The organism is Azospirillum sp. A23 (assembly GCF_042938965.1).
Lineage (GTDB): Bacteria > Pseudomonadota > Alphaproteobacteria > Azospirillales > Azospirillaceae > Azospirillum > Azospirillum melinis.
Map to the genome: position 1 here is coordinate 103,547 of NZ_CP170663.1, position 16,155 is coordinate 119,701.

The following is a 16,155-nucleotide window of genomic DNA, read 5'->3' on the forward strand; positions in this document are numbered from 1 at the left end:
AAAAGAGTTCCCGCGCTATCGGGAAATATCCGAAGGGGAGGTGTGTCAGAGTGTCAGAATTGAAATGATGGCGTGGACCAGCAGAGTCAGAGTCACCCCGACAATGATCGAACGCGCAATCGCTGCGTTTATTTCAAGAACCGATTCTTTCTTTCCGCAGCCGATAACAATCGCCGCGCCGCCGGCAAGCAGTGAACTGAGCGCCACCTTCAAAAGAACCCAGACCATGCTGAAGGAGGGATGCAGGCCGTCGGGCAGCAGCTTGCGGAAGAAATGGCTGCGCCACAGCTCGAAGCTCTGCATCGGAAACTGGATGTGCCAGGTCTGCATCGACGCCCAGCTCGCCATTCCCAGCGAGATGACCAGCAGGATCAGCGATCCCACCACCATGTTGATGAGGATGGCCGAAAAGATGTAGCCGCGCGCGGTGATGCGCAGGTTCTGCATGGCGCTGAACTGCGACGACAGGACCCGGTTTCCGATGTCGGCGGCGATGATGGCGTTGTTGCGCGCCACGAACAGGATGCTGCTGATCAGCGGAACCGCCACGGTGCCCTGGACCAGCCCCAGCCCGACCAGCGTCTCGTCGTGCAGAAGGGATTTCAAATAGCCGCCGAAGGAGTTGTAGTGGAAGCCGAACCACATCGACACGAAGCCCATGATCAGGGCGCCGGCTCCCATATAGATCAGCATGAGCGGCGAGACGCACAGCTCCCAGAAATATTCGGCAAGATAGCGCAGGAACCAGTGGAAGCGGGAGCGGTGGCCAACCTCCCGCCGCCAGTCCCGACCCTTGCCGGCGCCTCGCAGAATTCCGGTTTCAGCCAAGCCGGCTTCTGTAAGCCCTGCCTGTCTGTCATTGGGAAGAGCGCTTTCGTCCAAGGCCAGCAGGGCCGCCTCGATGGCTTCGGCATCGCGCGGAACCTCGACCAGCCGGTGGTTGCGCGTGTCGAACAGCAGCACGCGGTCGGCCACCGGAAGCAGATCCTTGACGTGGTGGGCGACCACCAGCGCCGGCTTGTTCATCGACCGGCACAGATCGCGGATCAACTCGCCCAGCCGCCGCGCCATCGCGACGTCCAGACCGGAGTTCGGTTCGTCGAACAGCAGGACCGGCCGGTCGGCCAGCAGGGTGCGGGCGATGGCCAGGCGCTGGCGCTGCCCGCCGCTGCAGGAACTGACGGTCTGGGTCGGCTCGATGCCGTCCAGCAGGGCGGTGGCGTCGGCGATCAGCACGGCATCCGGCGGGTGCGCCGCATGGTCGGCGGCGATCCGCAGATTCTCGACGGCGCTCAGATCGTTGAACAGCGCATGGTCCTGGAAGACGATGCCGCCGACCGGACTGCGCTCCGTCGCCAGATCCATCGGCTGTCCGCCGCAATGCAGGCGTCCCGACACCCGCCATTCTCCGGGGCCGTTCTCCAGAAGGCCGCCGAGCAGCTTGACGATGGTGGATTTGCCGGACCCGCTCGGCCCGACCAGCAGCACCACCTCCGCCGGGTCGATGGCGAAGCTGGTGTGGCGCAGCAGCGGCTGGCCGTTCGGCCGGTCGATGGTCAAGCCATCGATGACGAGGGCATGGGAGGTCTGGGTCATTGCGGCACGGCATGCAGGAGGATGCGGGGCGAATAGCGGTCGAGCGTGAGGATGTCCTCGCGCTGGCGGGCGCTCATCATGACGATGAGCGGACCGCCGCGGCCGGTCAGGAAGCCTTGGAAGGTGTGGGCGGCCAGCGCGTTGAGATCGGCGCCGGCCTGGACGCCGAACAGCAGGTCGGGGGCGAGCCGGGCCAGATCGCTGGCCGGGCCGGAAACCGGCTTCAGATAGGCGCCCAGCCGGGGATCGTTCACCATCCGGCCGGCGACGTCGCGCAGGCGCTGCTGATGGGCCAGCGCATCGACGACATTTCCGGCGAAGGTCTTCAGGAAGGCCTTCGCCTGCCAGCTGTCGGCAAGCTGCCGTGCCGCGCGGTTGACCAGCCCGGCCTCCCGCGCTTCGCGCAGGATGGCGTCGATGGCCTGATCGACGGGGGCGAGATCCCAGGACTGGCTGCGGAACGGATCGAGCGCCATGCCGACATTGGCGCCGATCAGGTTCCACACCAGCGGCTCGACCTGCTTCGTCGCGATGGCCTTCAGGTCGCGGCCGACGATGTCGTGCAGCATCGGTTCGGCGCTGCGCAGGAACTCCTCGTAGGTGGCGCGGGTCGACGGGGCCCGCCAGGCCTCCTCGATCGCCATCCGGCCGATCTCCTGCAAGGCGTCGCGGTATTCGCCGGTGAATTCCGGGGATTCGAGGATGCCGTCCATGGCGGTGCGCAGCCCGCGCCCCACCTCCTCGATGCCGCGCCACAGCCGGGCCCGCTCCTCGTCGGTGGCGAGCAGCCAGAGGACGCGGAACTCGGTGTTGAACATCAGCGCCTCGCTGCCATGGATCAGCCGCGGGTCCGACGGATCGAACAGCGTGATGTCGACCCGCCCGTCCGGCTGCAGCAGGCCGGTGCCGCTGCGCATGGTCGCGTGGTCGGGCTGCATCAGGAAGACCGGCACCGGAATGGGCGCCGCGGCGGGCGCAGCAGGGGAGGTCGCCGGCGTGCCGTCCATCGGGGCGGCCAACTGATAGCTGACGGTGGCGGCGGCATGGCGGGTCGGCAGCGTCGTCCAGCCCGCCGACAGGAAGAGGGCGCCGAGAGCCAGGCTTGCGGCGATGGCGGCGGGCTTGCCGAAAAGGGCGTTCACGGGCGTCATGTCAGCCGATCCATCGCGATGCGTCATTCCGGCACAGGGAGGGGGATGGGGAAACGGTGCGGCATTTGCGGGATCTTCCCGACATTGACCGGGCAATTGGGGCGGCGTACGGTTTCCGGACGGGAAAAACCGAAAATTTGTGCAGAGCCGCCGCCATGATGACGACAGCGGGTTTCATCGTCCGGATCATCTTCGCGGTCCTGCTGATCTTCGGCATCTACAACCCGTCCGGCTATTCCTATTACGACTGGCTCGTCGGCGATCAGGGGCACTGGACGGTCAAGCTGTTCGGCGCGTCGGTGCTGGCCTTCCTGCTTTTCATCCATGCGCAGGCCACGTGGCGTTCGATGAAGCTGATCGGCATTCTGCTGGTGCTTTCGGTCGTGTCGTCGTTCGGCTGGGTCCTGTGGGATTTCGGCGTGATCGATCTGACCGATCCCACCACCCGTTCGCTTGGCCTGCTGAGCACCGTCGCCATCGTGCTGGGGGCCGGGCAATCCTGGTCGCTCGTGCGCTATCGCCTGAGCGGTCAGGTCGATTCCCAGAACCTGATCGCCTGATCGCCTGACCGGCCGGATGACGCCATGAAGAGCTTCGGCTATCTGATCCGCACCGTAACCTGCTTCCTCCTGCTGTTCGCCACCTGGAACCCGACCGGCTATTCCTATGCCGCCTGGCTCGGAACCGACGACGGCAGCCGCCTGTCGGTGAAGATCGCCGTCGGCCTGCTGCTGCTCGCCCTTTATGCCGCCTATCTGCGGATCGCCTGGGTCGCGCTGCGCCTGCCGGGGATTCTCACTGCGGTGACGATCCTCTACAGCGGCTATCTGTCGCTGCGGCACCTCGGCGTGCTCGATGCCGACGCACCGTTGTGGAGCAGCTATCTGGCGCTGGTGCTGGCGGGGCTGGTGCTGGCGTCCGGTGTGTGCTGGTCGCATTTCAAACGCCGAATTTCCGGCCAGTCGCACGTCCTGACCCCTCCGCCCTGACCCGTTTCCGCCGGCTGTTGTCGCTCCCGCTGCTGACCGGTGCGCCCAGCGGGAGCATCGATTTCGGTGCGCGGAAATGGCGCTGCTTCTGGAACAGGCCCAGCGTGTTGTAGCGGTACTCCTGCATGACCAGCACCGCGACCGCCAAAGCCCAGAAATTCAGGCGGTTGAGCAGCCAGAGGCCGAGAAGCATGGCGTAGAGCGTCGCCACCGACGCAAGCGCCGCCAGCGTCAGGTCCATCGCCAGGGTCAGCAGGGCCACGCGCCAATAGGTCCGGTAGAAGCCCCAGGCTCCCCGTCCCGCCAGCAAGGCAAAGGCGAAACCGACGACCAGGGTCAGGTTGAGGCGGTCGTCCCGCTCGGCCAGCCACGCCGCCAGCCGGTCCGGAGCCTCGGCCAGCGTGTCGAGGACCAGGGCCTCGAACGCCGAAGGATCGAGATCCCAGGGGCCGCCGACGCCGAACAGCAGATCGGCATTCAGGCCGCCGCCGGGAAGCGGCGTGGTCAGGATGAAGCAGATGCCGATCAGGAACCCGCACAGTTCGACGATGCCGGCGCGGCCGGCGCCGTACGCATGCCAATGCCGCGCGGTGTCGAACAGCGCCCGGTAGACGATCAGCGGTGCCGCGATCAGAAGTGTCCCGATAAGGATGACGGTTCCCGACGCGAACAGCTCTAGGATATCCATGGGCGTCGCTCCCCGTCGCGGGCCTCAGCCTTGCAGGTGTCAGGGCAGGTGTCAGGTTTCGATCTTGCGGTACCAGCGCTTGGTCGGGATCAGCCCGGCCCGCTTCGGTTGCCATCCATTGTCGGTCATGATGCGCTTGATGTGCCGCCGCGCCTCTTCCTCGCTGATGCTGTCGTTGGAGAAATCGCGCAGGATCGAGGCAGTCTGGTTGAACTGCTTCTTGCCGATCTTTCCCTTCTTCCCGGCGTGCTTGTCCAGCACCTGCCGGATCCGACGATCGGTTTCGCTTTCGAAAACGAGATCGTAATCGTCGGCAACACAACGCATGACACCGCGTGCTTCCTCCAGCGTCAGGCCGCAACGGACAACCCCATCCTCCAGGATCCGCCGCTCGGTGTCGCGCTCGATATACTTGCTTGAAATCCCATTCAGCTTGACCAGATCGGCGAATTTACGGCGGCAATCCTCGACTGCTTCGGTCATTTGAAATCCAACCCATTGCGTTGCCAAGTCTACATCGCACCCTGCGAACGAATAGAGCGTCCGCCTGTCCCCACGGTCTTATCCGGCCTTCCCGCCATGCGCGGAGAGCGCATCGGGCGGCAATTTTTGCGTACCTCTTCAGGAAAGCGCGTGCAACATAGTCTCACCGTCTGATTCTTTCCACAATAGACACGCTATATCCATCCGGAACACTCCTACTGGTTTCAACCGCGCCTTGACTGGAAAAGGGTTGGTTTATGTTATCCCTGACAATAACAAATTACCGAATCGGAGAAATGTTTAGATTCCAGACTTCTTGATTTGTTTCAAAGAAAGGTTGCAGCATTCATTAAGACTCTAACACTTAAAGCTGAGGAAGCAGTGATAATCGGAGATTTCCCGGACTTGACCGCGCGCACCGCGCGTAAGGCTTGATCCTCGCTGGGCCGTCGGGCCTACTGGAGCCGCGTAACTCGCCGTTGTCCGGCGCCTGACCGCCGCCTTCCCGCCGAAGTGGAGTCCTGGGGTTGCCCTACCGATGCGCTTGATCGCCATTCTCCTGTTTTTGGCGGCATTGCTGGCCGGAGGATTGGCGGTGCCATCGCTGACATCGCGATCCGCGATTCGGGAAAGTGCCGGCACGGTCCGCATCGCCTATGCCGGAAACCTGTCGGAAGGCGGCCAGGACATCGTCAGGGCGCTGGGGCTTCTGGCGGACGGCATCAACGCCGCCGGCGGGATCGACGGGTTGCAGCTTCAGTTCGTGCCGTTCGACGATCACGGCGTTTCTCCAAGCGCCCGCAAGGCCGCGGCGGAGATCGTGGAGGATGACAGCATCCTGGCGGTGATCGGCCACGACAGCTCCGCCACGTCCCTTGCGGCCGCGCCGATCTATGCCGCCGCCGGCATTCCCGCCCTGTCACCGATGGCGAGCGAGACCAGCCTGACGCGGAACAATGCGTGGTATTTCCGCATCGGGCATTCGGACGAGCGGGAAGCCGCCTTCATGGCCGATTACGTCCGGCTGGGATTGCTTGCCGATTCGGTGGCGCTGCTGCGCACGCCGCAAACGGTCACGGAGCGGCTCGCGGTTCCCCTGCGTGACGTCATGCCGCAGCGTGGTGTCGGGTTGCGGCTGGATGCGGCGATCAATCCGGCGGCGAGCGGCTTCGCCCGCGACATCGCCGATTTCGTCGGCACTCTGCGCGGGCTGCCTGCCGAGACCGTCGTCGTCCTTCTGGCGACGGAGGAGCCGGCGGTCATGCTGATCCAGGCGCTGCGCGATGCGGGTGTGACCAATCGCATTCTCGGCCCCAACTGGCTGGGAGCGCCATCCTTCGGCAGGCAGCTGTCGCGTCTGCCCCGCGAATCGTCCCATCCCGGCCTCTACACCGGGAAGCTCTTCGTCATCAGCTCCTTCCTGCCCGACATCGCCAACCAGCAGGCGAACCGCCTGCTCGCGGCTTACGACGCGCAGTTCGGGCCGCTCGGCAACTGGGCCGCGCTCTACGCCTACGACGCCGGGCAGCTTCTGATCGCCGCCGTGCGACGGGCGGGACTGGCGGCCAGTTGGAGCACGCGCGCGTCGGCGCGGCGCATGGTGCGCGACCAGCTCGCCGCCATCCGCTCGGTGCTGCATGCCGTGCCCGGCGTCACCGGACCGCTGTATTTCGGCGAGGACGGAACGCCGGAACGGGCGCTCGGCATCGGCCAGTTCACCACCGGCACCGGGCCGGAGGACGGGCTGACCACCGCGCTGACCCAGCTGCGCTATGCGGCCGATGCGGACGGCAGCGGCGGAAACGGCAACCGCGGCGCGATGAGGCCGCTGTCGGTGGTGCATGTCGGCATGTCGGTCAGCCGAATCTCCGACATCGATCCCGTCAACCGTTCGGCGCGGATCGAGTTCGACCTGTGGTTCCGCTATCGCAACGTTCCCGACAGCCCGCCGCCGGAAGCGGTCACCGACATCCAGTTCCTCGACACCGTGGAGCCGGTGATGCTGGGCGTTCCCGTCGAACAGGCGCGCAATGGCGACGAGGATTACCGGCTCTACCATGTCACCGGCCGCTTCCTGATGGATGCGTGGCAGGACGCCCGCGCGCCGCTGGGCGGACATCGGGTCGGCCTGCGGTTCCGCAGCCGCGACCTCAATCATGAGCGGATGATCTTCGCCGCCGACGAAGGCGACGGCTCCGCCCACCGCGACCTTGCGCGTGTGCTCGCCGGGCGCAAGGTGGCCGGGGCGGGGTGGGCAGTGACGGACGCGGTTCTCACCGCCGACATTCCGGCGGCGGTGCCCGGCGCCCAAATCCGGCCTGAAGAACGGCGCGCCGGGCGCGACGCCCCGACGGTCCGCTTCGAATTGTCGATCGAGCCGCAGGATCGCGGATTGCGCCGGCAGATCGGCGGGCTCCCCGCCCTCATCGGGGTGTGGGGCGCCTGTCTGCTGCTGCTGGCCCTGCGCGGGGCCGAGGCATGGCAGTCGGACCGTCGTTTCCCCCGCCTGTTCCTGCTGGTCGAGTCGGCGGCGACCGGCGTCGGCCTGCTTGCCGCCGAATCGGCGCTGATCAACGGCTTCGCGCGGATCGACGCCGAACGGGCGATGGCCGCCACCGTCACCGCCTTCGACGTGGCATGGTGGCTGGTCCCCGCCCTGTTCATCAATCTGGCCCTGCACCGCTTCGCCTGGGATCCGCTGGAGGCGTCCAGCGAGCGGGCGATCCCGCAAGTGGTCAAGAGCACGGTGTCGCTGCTGATCCTGATCCTGGCGGTCTTCGGCGTGATCGCGCAGGTCTTCCAGAAGGACCTGACCAGCCTGCTCGCCACCTCCGGCGTGCTGGCGATGATCATCGGCCTGTCGCTGCAAAGCAACCTGTCCAACATCTTCTCCGGCATGGTGCTGAACCTCGAACGGCCGTTCCGCCGCGGCGACTGGATCAAGGTGGGGGATGCGCCCATCGGTCAGGTGATCGACATCTCCTGGCGTTCGACCAAGATCCAGACCTTCAACAACACGGTGGTCAGCATTCCGAACGCGGTCGCGGCGGGGACGCGGATCGAGAACTGCTCGCACCCCAACAACCGATTCATCGCCCAGATGCTGCTGCATGTGACGCTGGGCCACGATCCCGACCGGATCGTCAATCTGCTGACCGACGCGCTGCGGCTGGTGAAGAGCGTCGACGGCCGCAAGCATCTCGGCCTGGTCTGGGTGAAGTTCAACGGCATCGACGAATTCGGGATGCGCTTCCTGGTTTCGTTCGACCTGACCGACCGCTCCCTCCTGCAATCGCAGGAGCATGCCGTGCTGATCAGCATCCATTCCGTTTTCCGCCATGCCGGGGTGACGCTGGCGCAGCGCCACGCCAACATCCGGCTGGTGGAGGGGGGGACCGACGCGGCCGACGCCCATCCGGACGCGGCGTCGCTGATCGCCGCCGCTTCCCTGTTCCAGCCGCTGGACAACCCGGCCCGCGAGCGGCTGGCGGCCGGCGCCCGGCCGCAACGGGTCGCCATCGGTACGCCGCTGTACCGTCAGGGCGATGCCGGCCGGTCGCTGTTCCTGGTGGCGGAGGGCATCGTGGCGCTCAGCACCACCGGCCTGGACGGCACCGAGATCGAGCTGTCCCGCCTTGGACCGGGCGCGCTGTTCGGGGAGAGCGTCCTGCTGGACGGGGCCGCGAGGACGAGTTCGGCGCGCACCCTGGGGCCGGCGCTGCTGTACGAGATCGACGAGACGGTGCTGGCACAGGCGCTGGACGGCCAGCCGTCGCTGCGCGACCTTCTGGGCCGCATCGCATCCACCCGCTCGGCGGACGGGCGCGACACCGGCCGCCCGGACGAGGACGACCGTCAGCGCGGGCAGGGGACCGGCATGCTCGCCCGGCTGCGCGATGCCTTCGGCTTCAGCGATGTCAACGCGTGACGATGTGACCGCCCGGCCTATCCGGACCGCTTCCGCGCCCTGATGCGGTCCACGAGGCTGCCGGGAACCGGGGGGGCGAAGCGGACGTGGCCGGGGGTGGTATCCTGGGGCCAGCCGATCCATCCCCGCGCCATCAGGTCGATCTGACGCTGCACATCCATCAGCGCCACCATCTCCCCGCCGCCGGGAACCGCGCCATCGCCCGGCGTGATGCGGAACAGGGTATGGCGCAAGTGGCCGTCGAATTTGGGAGCGGCCCAGACGATGGCGAAGCCGCAGGCCAGCATGCTGCGCAGGCTGGGCGGATTGTCGGCGCGCACGGTGACGAAGCCGTAGTCGTGCGGGGACTCGGGAAACAGCCGCCAGTCGACCGCCGCGACCATCCGCTGCTGCAACCGCTGCCCGCGGAAGGCGGGATCGACGATCACCGCGGTCCAGTGGACCACCGCGTCCAGTTCCCCATCCACGAGCCCGAAGGGAAGGCCCATCGAATCGGGCTGCCGGCCGGGAAACAGCAGCGAGAAGAAGCCGACCAGCCTGTCGCCGGCCAACGCCCCCACCGTCAGGCCGCGGGGGCCGAGCATCTCGGCGATCTGGTCGCCGCTGACCGGATACATGCGGTCGCCGATTGCCGCGTCCTGCAACGCGGCGATGGCCGGCGCCCAGCTGCCGTCGAGAACCGCCAGGCGCAGCGGCCTGCCCTCCGTCCGTGCCTGTGCCGCCATCTTCCTCAGGCCGTTTTGGTCCCTCATGCCGTCTCGGCCATGAACGGGCGCCGGCGCAGGGCCAGGACGGACAGTCCGAGATGAAGCAGCAGCGCCGCCGCCAGACCGAGGCCGATCAGCGTCGCGCCCGCCCCGCCGGCGACTGCGGCGGCGCTGAACAGCATCGGACCGATGACCTGACCGATCTTCCGGGCGTTCAGATGATAAGATTGCGGAACCGCGAGTCCATGGGTGCCCACGACGGGCAGCCGCTCGAGATAGCGCTGCTGCGCGGTCAGGCCGAAACTGTCGCTGAGGCCGAGAAGCAGGATCGCCAGGAACGCCCCGACCAGGCTCCCGGTCAGCGCGAAGGTCGTCAGTCCCGCCGCCATGATGAGGCCGGAGGCGAGGACCGGCAGGCCGGGGGCCACGTTGCTCGACCGCATCAGGCGCGACAGCAGCGGACCGAGATAGACGATGCACAGGCCATAGAGCAGGAAGGCCTGACCGACCGTGGAGGCCGGCTGTCCCAACCCGCTGGCGAACAGAGGGAAATAATAGATCAGGAACATGCTGCAGGCGGAGGTCGGAACCGACACCAGCAACAGGAAGGCAAGGAAGGAGCCGTCGCTCCACACCCGCCGCGCCGGTGCCGTGTCGCCGTCCGGCTTCGCCACGGCGGGGGCGGCGGCAGCGATGGCGGCCGCTCCCGCCGGTTCGGGAGTCAGAAGCAGCAATTGCGCGATGCCCAGCGTCAGCACGACGGCGGCAATCAGGAAAACCGCGTGGGGGCCGATTGCGTCCGCCAGCAGGCTGCCGACGACCGCGCCGCAATTGACGCCGACATACATGCCGGAAAACAGGTCGGAATAGGCTCCCGTCGCCGGATCGATCCGGCGGATGCGGTCGATCAGGCGGTACAGCCCCATCAGCGCCGTCATCGTTCCGGCGCCCACCAGCCCGCGCGCCACTATGAACAGGACCGGGTCGCCGGTCACCCCGGAGACCAGGGCGCCCAGCACGGCGACTGCCAGACCGGCGGCGGTCATCGTCCGCCAGGGCAGACGCGCGCTGATCCGTCCCGCCAGCAGGATCGCCAGCGCGCCGCACAGCATCTCCACCGACACTGGAATCGCGGCCGCCTGGGGCGGAGCCAATCCGAACAGGCCGCGGTCGAAGGTCTGCATGATGACGGGCACGAAGGAGGCCGACAGGAACATGCCGAAATAGAGCATGAAGGTGAGGAAGCGGAGGCCGGCCAGGGACCGGCCGGTCGCCGCGGCGCCATCGGCGCCCGCCACCGCTGCCTCTGTCTCGGCTACCGTCTCCACCGTCGGCCGCATCCGCCGGCTGACGAAGGCATGCAGTTCATAGATGAACATCAGCGAGATGATCAGGATCGTCAGGTTGTTGGCGACGACCTCCAGCATGTTGCGCTGGATGAAGTCGCTGTCGATGACGATGCGCAGGGTCGGCGTCACGAAGTCCGCGTCGGTCGCCAGCGCCCGTCCCGTCACCAGATCCCCCTTGGCCGCCGGCTGGCCGGAGCCGAGCGAGCCCGACAAATCCGCCCCTTCCGGAATGGCCAGCGACATGCCCTTGAAGTGGGGAACGATGGCGATGATCTCGCGGAAATAATCGTCGATGCCCGAGAAGGAGCGGTAGGTCGCCCCGCGCCCGATGACGGAGCCGATGTCCGTCGCCACGATATTCTCGACGATCCCGGTGGTGTTCTCCACGGTGCGCAGATAGGCGTCGCTGAAGGCGCCGTAGCCGGTCACGCCGACCGCGATCTGCACCAGCGCCGCGACGGCGAGCGCCGCGCGCCCGGAGCGCGGCCGTCCGAGCCCGCCGCGTCCGCGTTCCGGCAGCAGGGCAAGGCCGCCCAGCAGGAGGATCGCGACTCCACCCAGCGCGCCGACGAGGATCAGCGTGTGGCGTTCGAAGGCGCGGACGTAATCGTCGATCACCGAATCGCTGGCCGCGATCATCAGGGTGCCGATCCAGCGCCCATCGCTGGGATCGCGGATCGCCAGATACAGTTCGTACGACCGGTTGTCGGTGTCGTGATAATTGAATGAGGTGTTGCGCTTGAATTCCTCAGCTGTCCGGCGCTGTTCATAGCCGGAAAGCCGGTCGCCGACGCGATCCTTGAAGCCGTAGGTGCCGATGGCGTAGGCGACCTGTCCGTTCGGCAATGCCACCGCGACCCCGTCCGCCTGCGGCAGATAGGTCCTCAGCTGGTTGAGCGCCCGCTCCATGCCGAAGAAATTGTCGATGGTCTTGCCGTATTTCACCGCATATTCGATGCTGGTGACCACCTTTCGGCCGGCGACGCTGAAGGTGGAGAACAGCGCATCGCCGCAATCCCGCCGGAAGGTGCCGACATTGACGCCGGCGCTGAAGACCAGCGCCGCCACGATCAGCAGCACGGATGGCAGGAAGGTCGCCAGGAAACGGCCGGTCTTGCGTTGCACGTGACGGGTCCTCTCGGCTGATGGCGGGCCGCTCAAGGCATGGCGCCGAGGCTGGTGTAGATGTTGTCGGCGGCCAGCAGCGCCGACATCGCCGGGCGGTAGCCCATCCGGTTCGCAACCGCCAGATTCCAGGCGATGGTCGGCGTGTCGAAATAGATCTGGCGCATCTCCGCCAACCTCTCGCCGTTGGCCAGCCGGGCGATCACCGAGGCGCCAAACTGGCCGATTCCGTCGAAATCGCTGCGGGCGACGCTCATCAGGGCGCCCTGCGCGACCTCCTCCGGTCCAAGCTGCGAGAAGGTGGGGATGCCGCGCTCCTGGAAGATGCGGACCAGGGGCGGGAAGCGCTCCAGGCTCCAGCGGCCGAAGGTGATGTACATGGCGTCGACCTGCCGGGAGAGGTCGCCCCAGGCCGTGGCGAGGTCGGCGTAATAGCGTTCCTGATCGTCGGACCCGGCGGGCGCCTGGACATGGCGCGCCACCAGTTCGAACCCCAGCTGTCCCGCCATCACCTCGATGTCGGCGATGGAGGCGATGGCACGGCCGGCCGTGCTGTTCTCGTAGGCGATCCCCAGCCGGCGGAAGCCGAAGGTCTCGTGGAAGATGCGGATCTGGCGGTGATAGCGCTCGGGATCGACATGGGCCCAGACATGATTGCGGCCGGATTGTTCCGCGGCGCCCACGATGCCGGCGGCAACCGCATTGGTCGTGGAGAACACCAGCGTCGGGACCGCGTGGCGGTCCAGCGCCAGCTTTCGCCCGGCGATGGTGCCCATGACGATCATCAGGTCGATGTCGCCGCCGCCTTCCAGCCGCTGGAGGATCGGTTCCGCCGACGCCTGGTCCAGCCCGCCGTACCAGCCGTCGGCGACGAAGCGGATCCGCGGCCCCAGGTCGCGCGCCGACAGCCAGCGCCACAGCGCCTCGCTGTCGCTCTGGCCGGCGTCATAGGGCATCCGTGCCGCTCCGTTCAGCCAGGACAGGGCGTCCAGCCCCTTCACGATGCTGGCCAGGGTGCCCGCATAATTGCCGTAGGGCATCGTCTCGGCATAGCCGATGCGCCAGTGCCGCCCGTCGGTCAGCTTCGGCAGCAATGCATTGTCGGTCGCCCGGCCTGCGTGCGCGCCACCCGGAAGAAGGGCGCTCATGACCGCTGTGCCGGCACCGGCGATCACGTGGCGCCGGTTCGGCATCCGTCCGCATCGGCTCATTCCACGCCCCCCACCTGTTCCCCAACCTCTCCGGCGAAGCGGCGCGCCACGCGCGGCCCCAGCATCAGAATGGCCGACGGGCGGATGCCGTTGGCCTTGCCGATGTCTTCCACCGTGATCGTCTCGATGCCCTGGGCGCCGACGAACACCGCCTCGTCGCCCAGTGCGGCTTCCGGGATGTCGGTGACGTCCGCCAGGACCTTGCCCATGAAGGCTTCGCCGATCAGCGGAGCCCGCCGCCCACGGATCAGCACGGCGCTGTCGCGGAAGCGCAGCAGATAGGGGAGGTCGGCATAGCCCACCGGGATCATCGCGGCCCGACCTCCGGTCCCGCTCCCGGCCGGCCCCCCACTTCGTCCATCGCTCCGTCGCCGGGCGGCCGGGCCGTATCCGATGTCATCGCCCGGCTCCAGCCGGCAGAGATGTGCGACGCGCGACACCAGTTCCATCACCGGCCGGAACGGGAAGGGCGCGCCGCCGGCCTCGACCATGCGGATGCCGTAAAGCACGGCGCCCAGCCGGACCATATCGAAGCGGGCGTCGGGGGCATTGAACAGGCCGGGGCTGGTGACGGCATGGACGAGCGGCGGCCTCGGCAAGTCAGCCGGCAGCCGGTCGATCAGGGTGTGGAAGCCCGCGACCTCCCGCCCGATCTGGCCGGGGTCGTCCCGGTAGGGACCGATCATGTGGGTGAACAGCCCTTCCACCCGCAGATTGGCGAGGCTGCGCAACGCGCGCAGGAGGGGGACCAGCGCGTCCCCGTCCGCGCCCAGCCCGGCGCAGTCGGACCGGGCTCTGACATGGATGTCCGCCGGGCGTCCGGCCCGGCGGGCGGCGGCTTGCAGCGCCTCGGCCGCTTCGACATCGCTGACGGTCGCCGTCAGGCCGAACCCGATCATCGGGGATGCGTCGCCGGGGCAAAGCGGGTTCATCACCAGGATCGGCGATGCGATCCCCGCCTGCCGAAGCTCGATTCCCTCATCCGGGCTGTCGACGGCGAAACCGTCGATGCCTGCACGTTCGAGCGCCCGGGACACGGCAAGGGCGCCATGACCATAGGCGTTGGCCTTGACCACGCCCAGGATGCGGGCGCCACGGTCCAGCATCGATCTGGCCATCGCGAGATTGGACGTCAGCCGGTCGATATGAAGGACGGCATGGCAGCCTGCGACATCAACGGTCATAACGACCGGCCCGTACCGCTGTTTTCGGTTGCTTGCATCGTCTCCGCTCTGAAAATCCGACCGGAACCCGCGGGTCCCGGACCATTCACCGGCAATTGGCCGCCATCAATGGGCTGCTGCCGGGATGACCGCGGCGTCGGCCGGGCCATGGGCTCCGGCCGGGTCGGGGCCGTGTCCCGTTCCATGGTCGGCGCCATGGCCTCCCCCATGCCCACCGCCATGGCCGCCTCCGAAGATCGAGGCGATCGGGCTGGAATGCCCGCCGCCGTGATCCCCGCCATGGTCGTTGCTGACACCGAGCAGGCCGTAAATCACCAGCAGCAGGACGCTGGTGCTGTGGCCGCCGCCATGGTCGTCATCGTGGCTTTCGCCATGGCCCTTGCCCTTGCTGCGGTGCGCCGACGCATGCTTGACCTCGGCATGGACCGGCACCGCATGCCGGACTTGGCGGCCACTGTGCCCGCTGCCGCCGCCATGCCCACCCGCCGCAACGGCCGGAGCCGCCGCGACCAGGATGGCCATCGCCGCCGCCACCGCGGCGATGGCAGCGGAAATGGTTGTGGAGTGTGCGTTCCGCCTCATGCTTCGGCCCCCCTCCGTCATACCGTCAACGTCCTGCCGCCCGTCAGTTCATGCTGGCGGTGGCCGGCACGTTCTGGACGGTGCCGATCAGGTTTTCCGTGTAGACGACCTCCTTGGGCGCAAGCTTCAGCGCCTTGGCGGTCATCCGCTCCGCCTCCTCGCGGCGTCCCTGGGCGCTCAGCACCTCGGCCCAGCTCGAATAGACGTCGGAGAAATTCTGATCGGTCCGGCTGGCTTCGTCGAACTTGGCGTAGGCCTCGTCGATCCGGCCGGTCAGGGCCAGGGTGAAGCCCCATTCGCTCAGCGCCGCCGCCTTCACCGCCGGGCTCTGCGCCACGTTGGGGTGCTGCACCACCGCGGTGAAGTTCCGCACGGCCGAATCGTATTCGCCGAGCCGGGCATTGACGACGCCCAGGTTCAGGAGCGGCGACAGGAAGTTCGGGTCGAGATGCACCGCCTCCTCGAACTGGTGGATGGCGCCGTGGCGGTCGTTCTGCTGGTACAGAACCATGCCCCACAGATTGTGCAGCCAGGGGGCGTAGCGCGAGTCGTGCCCTTCCAGCTCCCGGCGAAGGATTTCCAGGGTCGGGGTGAAATCGCGCGACAGCCGGTCGCGCTTGAACTGGTAGGCGGCCAGAATGTAGGGGTTCACCACGCGCATCGCCTCATAGGCGGCGCCGTGGATCAGGCCCTTCATGTCGTCGACCGAGCCGTTGCGCGAGATGCGCGTCTTGTTGTGGTGGCTGTCGTAGCTGCGCAGGATGAATTCGACCTGCTGGTCGTGGCGCACGATTTCCCCGGAGAAGGTGAAGGGGATCATGTGCGCCGATTCCTGCACCACGCGGATCAGCGGGGTGACGCCGAGATATTCGCCCAGCACCGAGGTGGCGCTCTGGTCGGCATGCAGTTCGACCTGACGGGCTTCGGCCTTGGTGAAGGCCTGCCGCTCGATCTCCTGCATGTCGTCGGCCAGCTTGGTGATCACCACCGCCGGCGTCAGACCGGTTTCCTGGGAGATCGAATCGGGCACGTCGACATAGTCGAAATGGATGGTCTGGGTGTCGGTGAACACGGCGAAGCCGAAGGCCATCGCCAGTGTCACCAGCGGAATGGTGAGAAGGCCGAAATCCATGTGTTTCCCCCTGTCGCTCTGCTTTCGCTG

13 protein-coding genes are annotated in these 16,155 nt (G+C 67.1%); 3 read left to right on the plus strand and 10 right to left on the minus strand.

Annotated elements, in window-relative coordinates:
* Positions 1-45: 45 nt before the first annotated feature.
* The gene (locus tag ABNQ40_RS00440; protein ID WP_109050758.1) at positions 46-1,596 is read right to left on the minus strand and encodes an ATP-binding cassette domain-containing protein; all 1,551 of its coding nucleotides are present in this window, start codon (positions 1,594-1,596) and stop codon (positions 46-48) included.
* Positions 1,593-2,747, minus strand: coding sequence for a hypothetical protein (locus ABNQ40_RS00445; RefSeq protein ID WP_109050757.1), 1,155 nt, complete (start codon positions 2,745-2,747; stop codon positions 1,593-1,595). The genes ABNQ40_RS00440 and ABNQ40_RS00445 overlap by 4 nt, the downstream gene beginning before the upstream one ends.
* A gap of 155 nt (positions 2,748-2,902) precedes the next feature.
* Between ABNQ40_RS00445 and ABNQ40_RS00450 the strand changes: the two genes are divergently transcribed.
* Both ABNQ40_RS00450 and ABNQ40_RS00455 read left to right on the plus strand, forming a co-directional pair.
* Positions 2,903-3,307: a DUF6524 family protein gene (locus tag ABNQ40_RS00450; RefSeq protein ID WP_109050756.1), complete on the plus strand. Its 405-nt coding sequence runs from the start codon at positions 2,903-2,905 to the stop codon at positions 3,305-3,307.
* Positions 3,308-3,331: 24 nt separating this feature from the next.
* Complete coding sequence (locus ABNQ40_RS00455; protein ID WP_109050755.1) at positions 3,332-3,736, plus strand: DUF6524 family protein; 405 nt, start codon at positions 3,332-3,334, stop codon at positions 3,734-3,736.
* On the opposite strand, the gene ABNQ40_RS00460 is transcribed toward ABNQ40_RS00455, so the two are convergent.
* Positions 3,687-4,424 (minus strand): hypothetical protein, encoded by a 738-nt coding sequence (locus tag ABNQ40_RS00460; protein WP_109050754.1) that lies wholly within the window; start codon positions 4,422-4,424, stop codon positions 3,687-3,689. The genes ABNQ40_RS00455 and ABNQ40_RS00460 overlap by 50 nt on opposite strands.
* 51 nt (positions 4,425-4,475) lie before the next feature.
* On the minus strand, positions 4,476-4,934 hold the full coding sequence (locus tag ABNQ40_RS00465) for a hypothetical protein (RefSeq protein ID WP_246307289.1): 459 nt from the start codon (positions 4,932-4,934) through the stop codon (positions 4,476-4,478).
* A gap of 568 nt (positions 4,935-5,502) precedes the next feature.
* On the opposite strand from ABNQ40_RS00465, the gene ABNQ40_RS00470 reads away from it, so the two are divergent.
* Positions 5,503-8,835 (plus strand): ABC transporter substrate-binding protein, encoded by a 3,333-nt coding sequence (locus ABNQ40_RS00470; RefSeq protein WP_247879898.1) that lies wholly within the window; start codon positions 5,503-5,505, stop codon positions 8,833-8,835.
* Positions 8,836-8,852: 17 nt separating this feature from the next.
* Here ABNQ40_RS00470 and ABNQ40_RS00475 read toward each other — a convergent pair whose 3' ends face one another.
* From ABNQ40_RS00475 to ABNQ40_RS00500, 6 genes are all read right to left on the minus strand, one after another.
* Entirely contained in the window at positions 8,853-9,587 is a 735-nt protein-coding gene (locus ABNQ40_RS00475; protein WP_199235362.1) for a GNAT family N-acetyltransferase, read from the minus strand.
* A complete protein-coding gene (locus tag ABNQ40_RS00480; RefSeq protein WP_247879897.1) occupies positions 9,584-12,016 on the minus strand; it encodes an MFS transporter in 2,433 nt (810 codons plus the stop codon). Before ABNQ40_RS00480 ends, ABNQ40_RS00475 begins: the two co-directional genes overlap by 4 nt.
* 32 nt (positions 12,017-12,048) lie before the next feature.
* Entirely contained in the window at positions 12,049-13,164 is a 1,116-nt protein-coding gene (locus ABNQ40_RS00485; protein ID WP_247879896.1) for an ABC transporter substrate binding protein, read from the minus strand.
* Positions 13,165-13,223: 59 nt separating this feature from the next.
* On the minus strand, positions 13,224-14,411 hold the full coding sequence (gene alr / locus ABNQ40_RS00490; protein WP_109050749.1) for an alanine racemase: 1,188 nt from the start codon (positions 14,409-14,411) through the stop codon (positions 13,224-13,226).
* A 105-nt stretch (positions 14,412-14,516) separates the two neighbouring features.
* Complete coding sequence (locus ABNQ40_RS00495; protein WP_247879895.1) at positions 14,517-14,993, minus strand: hypothetical protein; 477 nt, start codon at positions 14,991-14,993, stop codon at positions 14,517-14,519.
* Between the two features lie 43 nt (positions 14,994-15,036).
* Entirely contained in the window at positions 15,037-16,125 is a 1,089-nt protein-coding gene (locus tag ABNQ40_RS00500) for a tetratricopeptide repeat protein (protein ID WP_109050747.1), read from the minus strand.
* Positions 16,126-16,155 lie beyond the last annotated feature (30 nt).

Bases quoted from the DNA above. Each gene is read 5' to 3' on its own strand.
- ABNQ40_RS00440 (WP_109050758.1), bottom strand. From the start codon at position 1,596: ATGACCCAGACCTCCCATGCCCTCGTCATCGATGGCTTGACCATCGAC.
- ABNQ40_RS00445 (WP_109050757.1), bottom strand. From the start codon at position 2,747: ATGACGCCCGTGAACGCCCTTTTCGGCAAGCCCGCCGCCATCGCCGCA.
- ABNQ40_RS00450 (WP_109050756.1), top strand. From the start codon at position 2,903: ATGATGACGACAGCGGGTTTCATCGTCCGGATCATCTTCGCGGTCCTG.
- ABNQ40_RS00455 (WP_109050755.1), top strand. From the start codon at position 3,332: ATGAAGAGCTTCGGCTATCTGATCCGCACCGTAACCTGCTTCCTCCTG.
- ABNQ40_RS00460 (WP_109050754.1), bottom strand. From the start codon at position 4,424: ATGGATATCCTAGAGCTGTTCGCGTCGGGAACCGTCATCCTTATCGGG.
- ABNQ40_RS00475 (WP_199235362.1), bottom strand. From the start codon at position 9,587: ATGAGGGACCAAAACGGCCTGAGGAAGATGGCGGCACAGGCACGGACG.
- ABNQ40_RS00485 (WP_247879896.1), bottom strand. From the start codon at position 13,164: ATGAGCGCCCTTCTTCCGGGTGGCGCGCACGCAGGCCGGGCGACCGAC.
- alr (WP_109050749.1), bottom strand. From the start codon at position 14,411: ATGACCGTTGATGTCGCAGGCTGCCATGCCGTCCTTCATATCGACCGG.
- ABNQ40_RS00495 (WP_247879895.1), bottom strand. From the start codon at position 14,993: ATGAGGCGGAACGCACACTCCACAACCATTTCCGCTGCCATCGCCGCG.
- ABNQ40_RS00500 (WP_109050747.1), bottom strand. From the start codon at position 16,125: ATGGATTTCGGCCTTCTCACCATTCCGCTGGTGACACTGGCGATGGCC.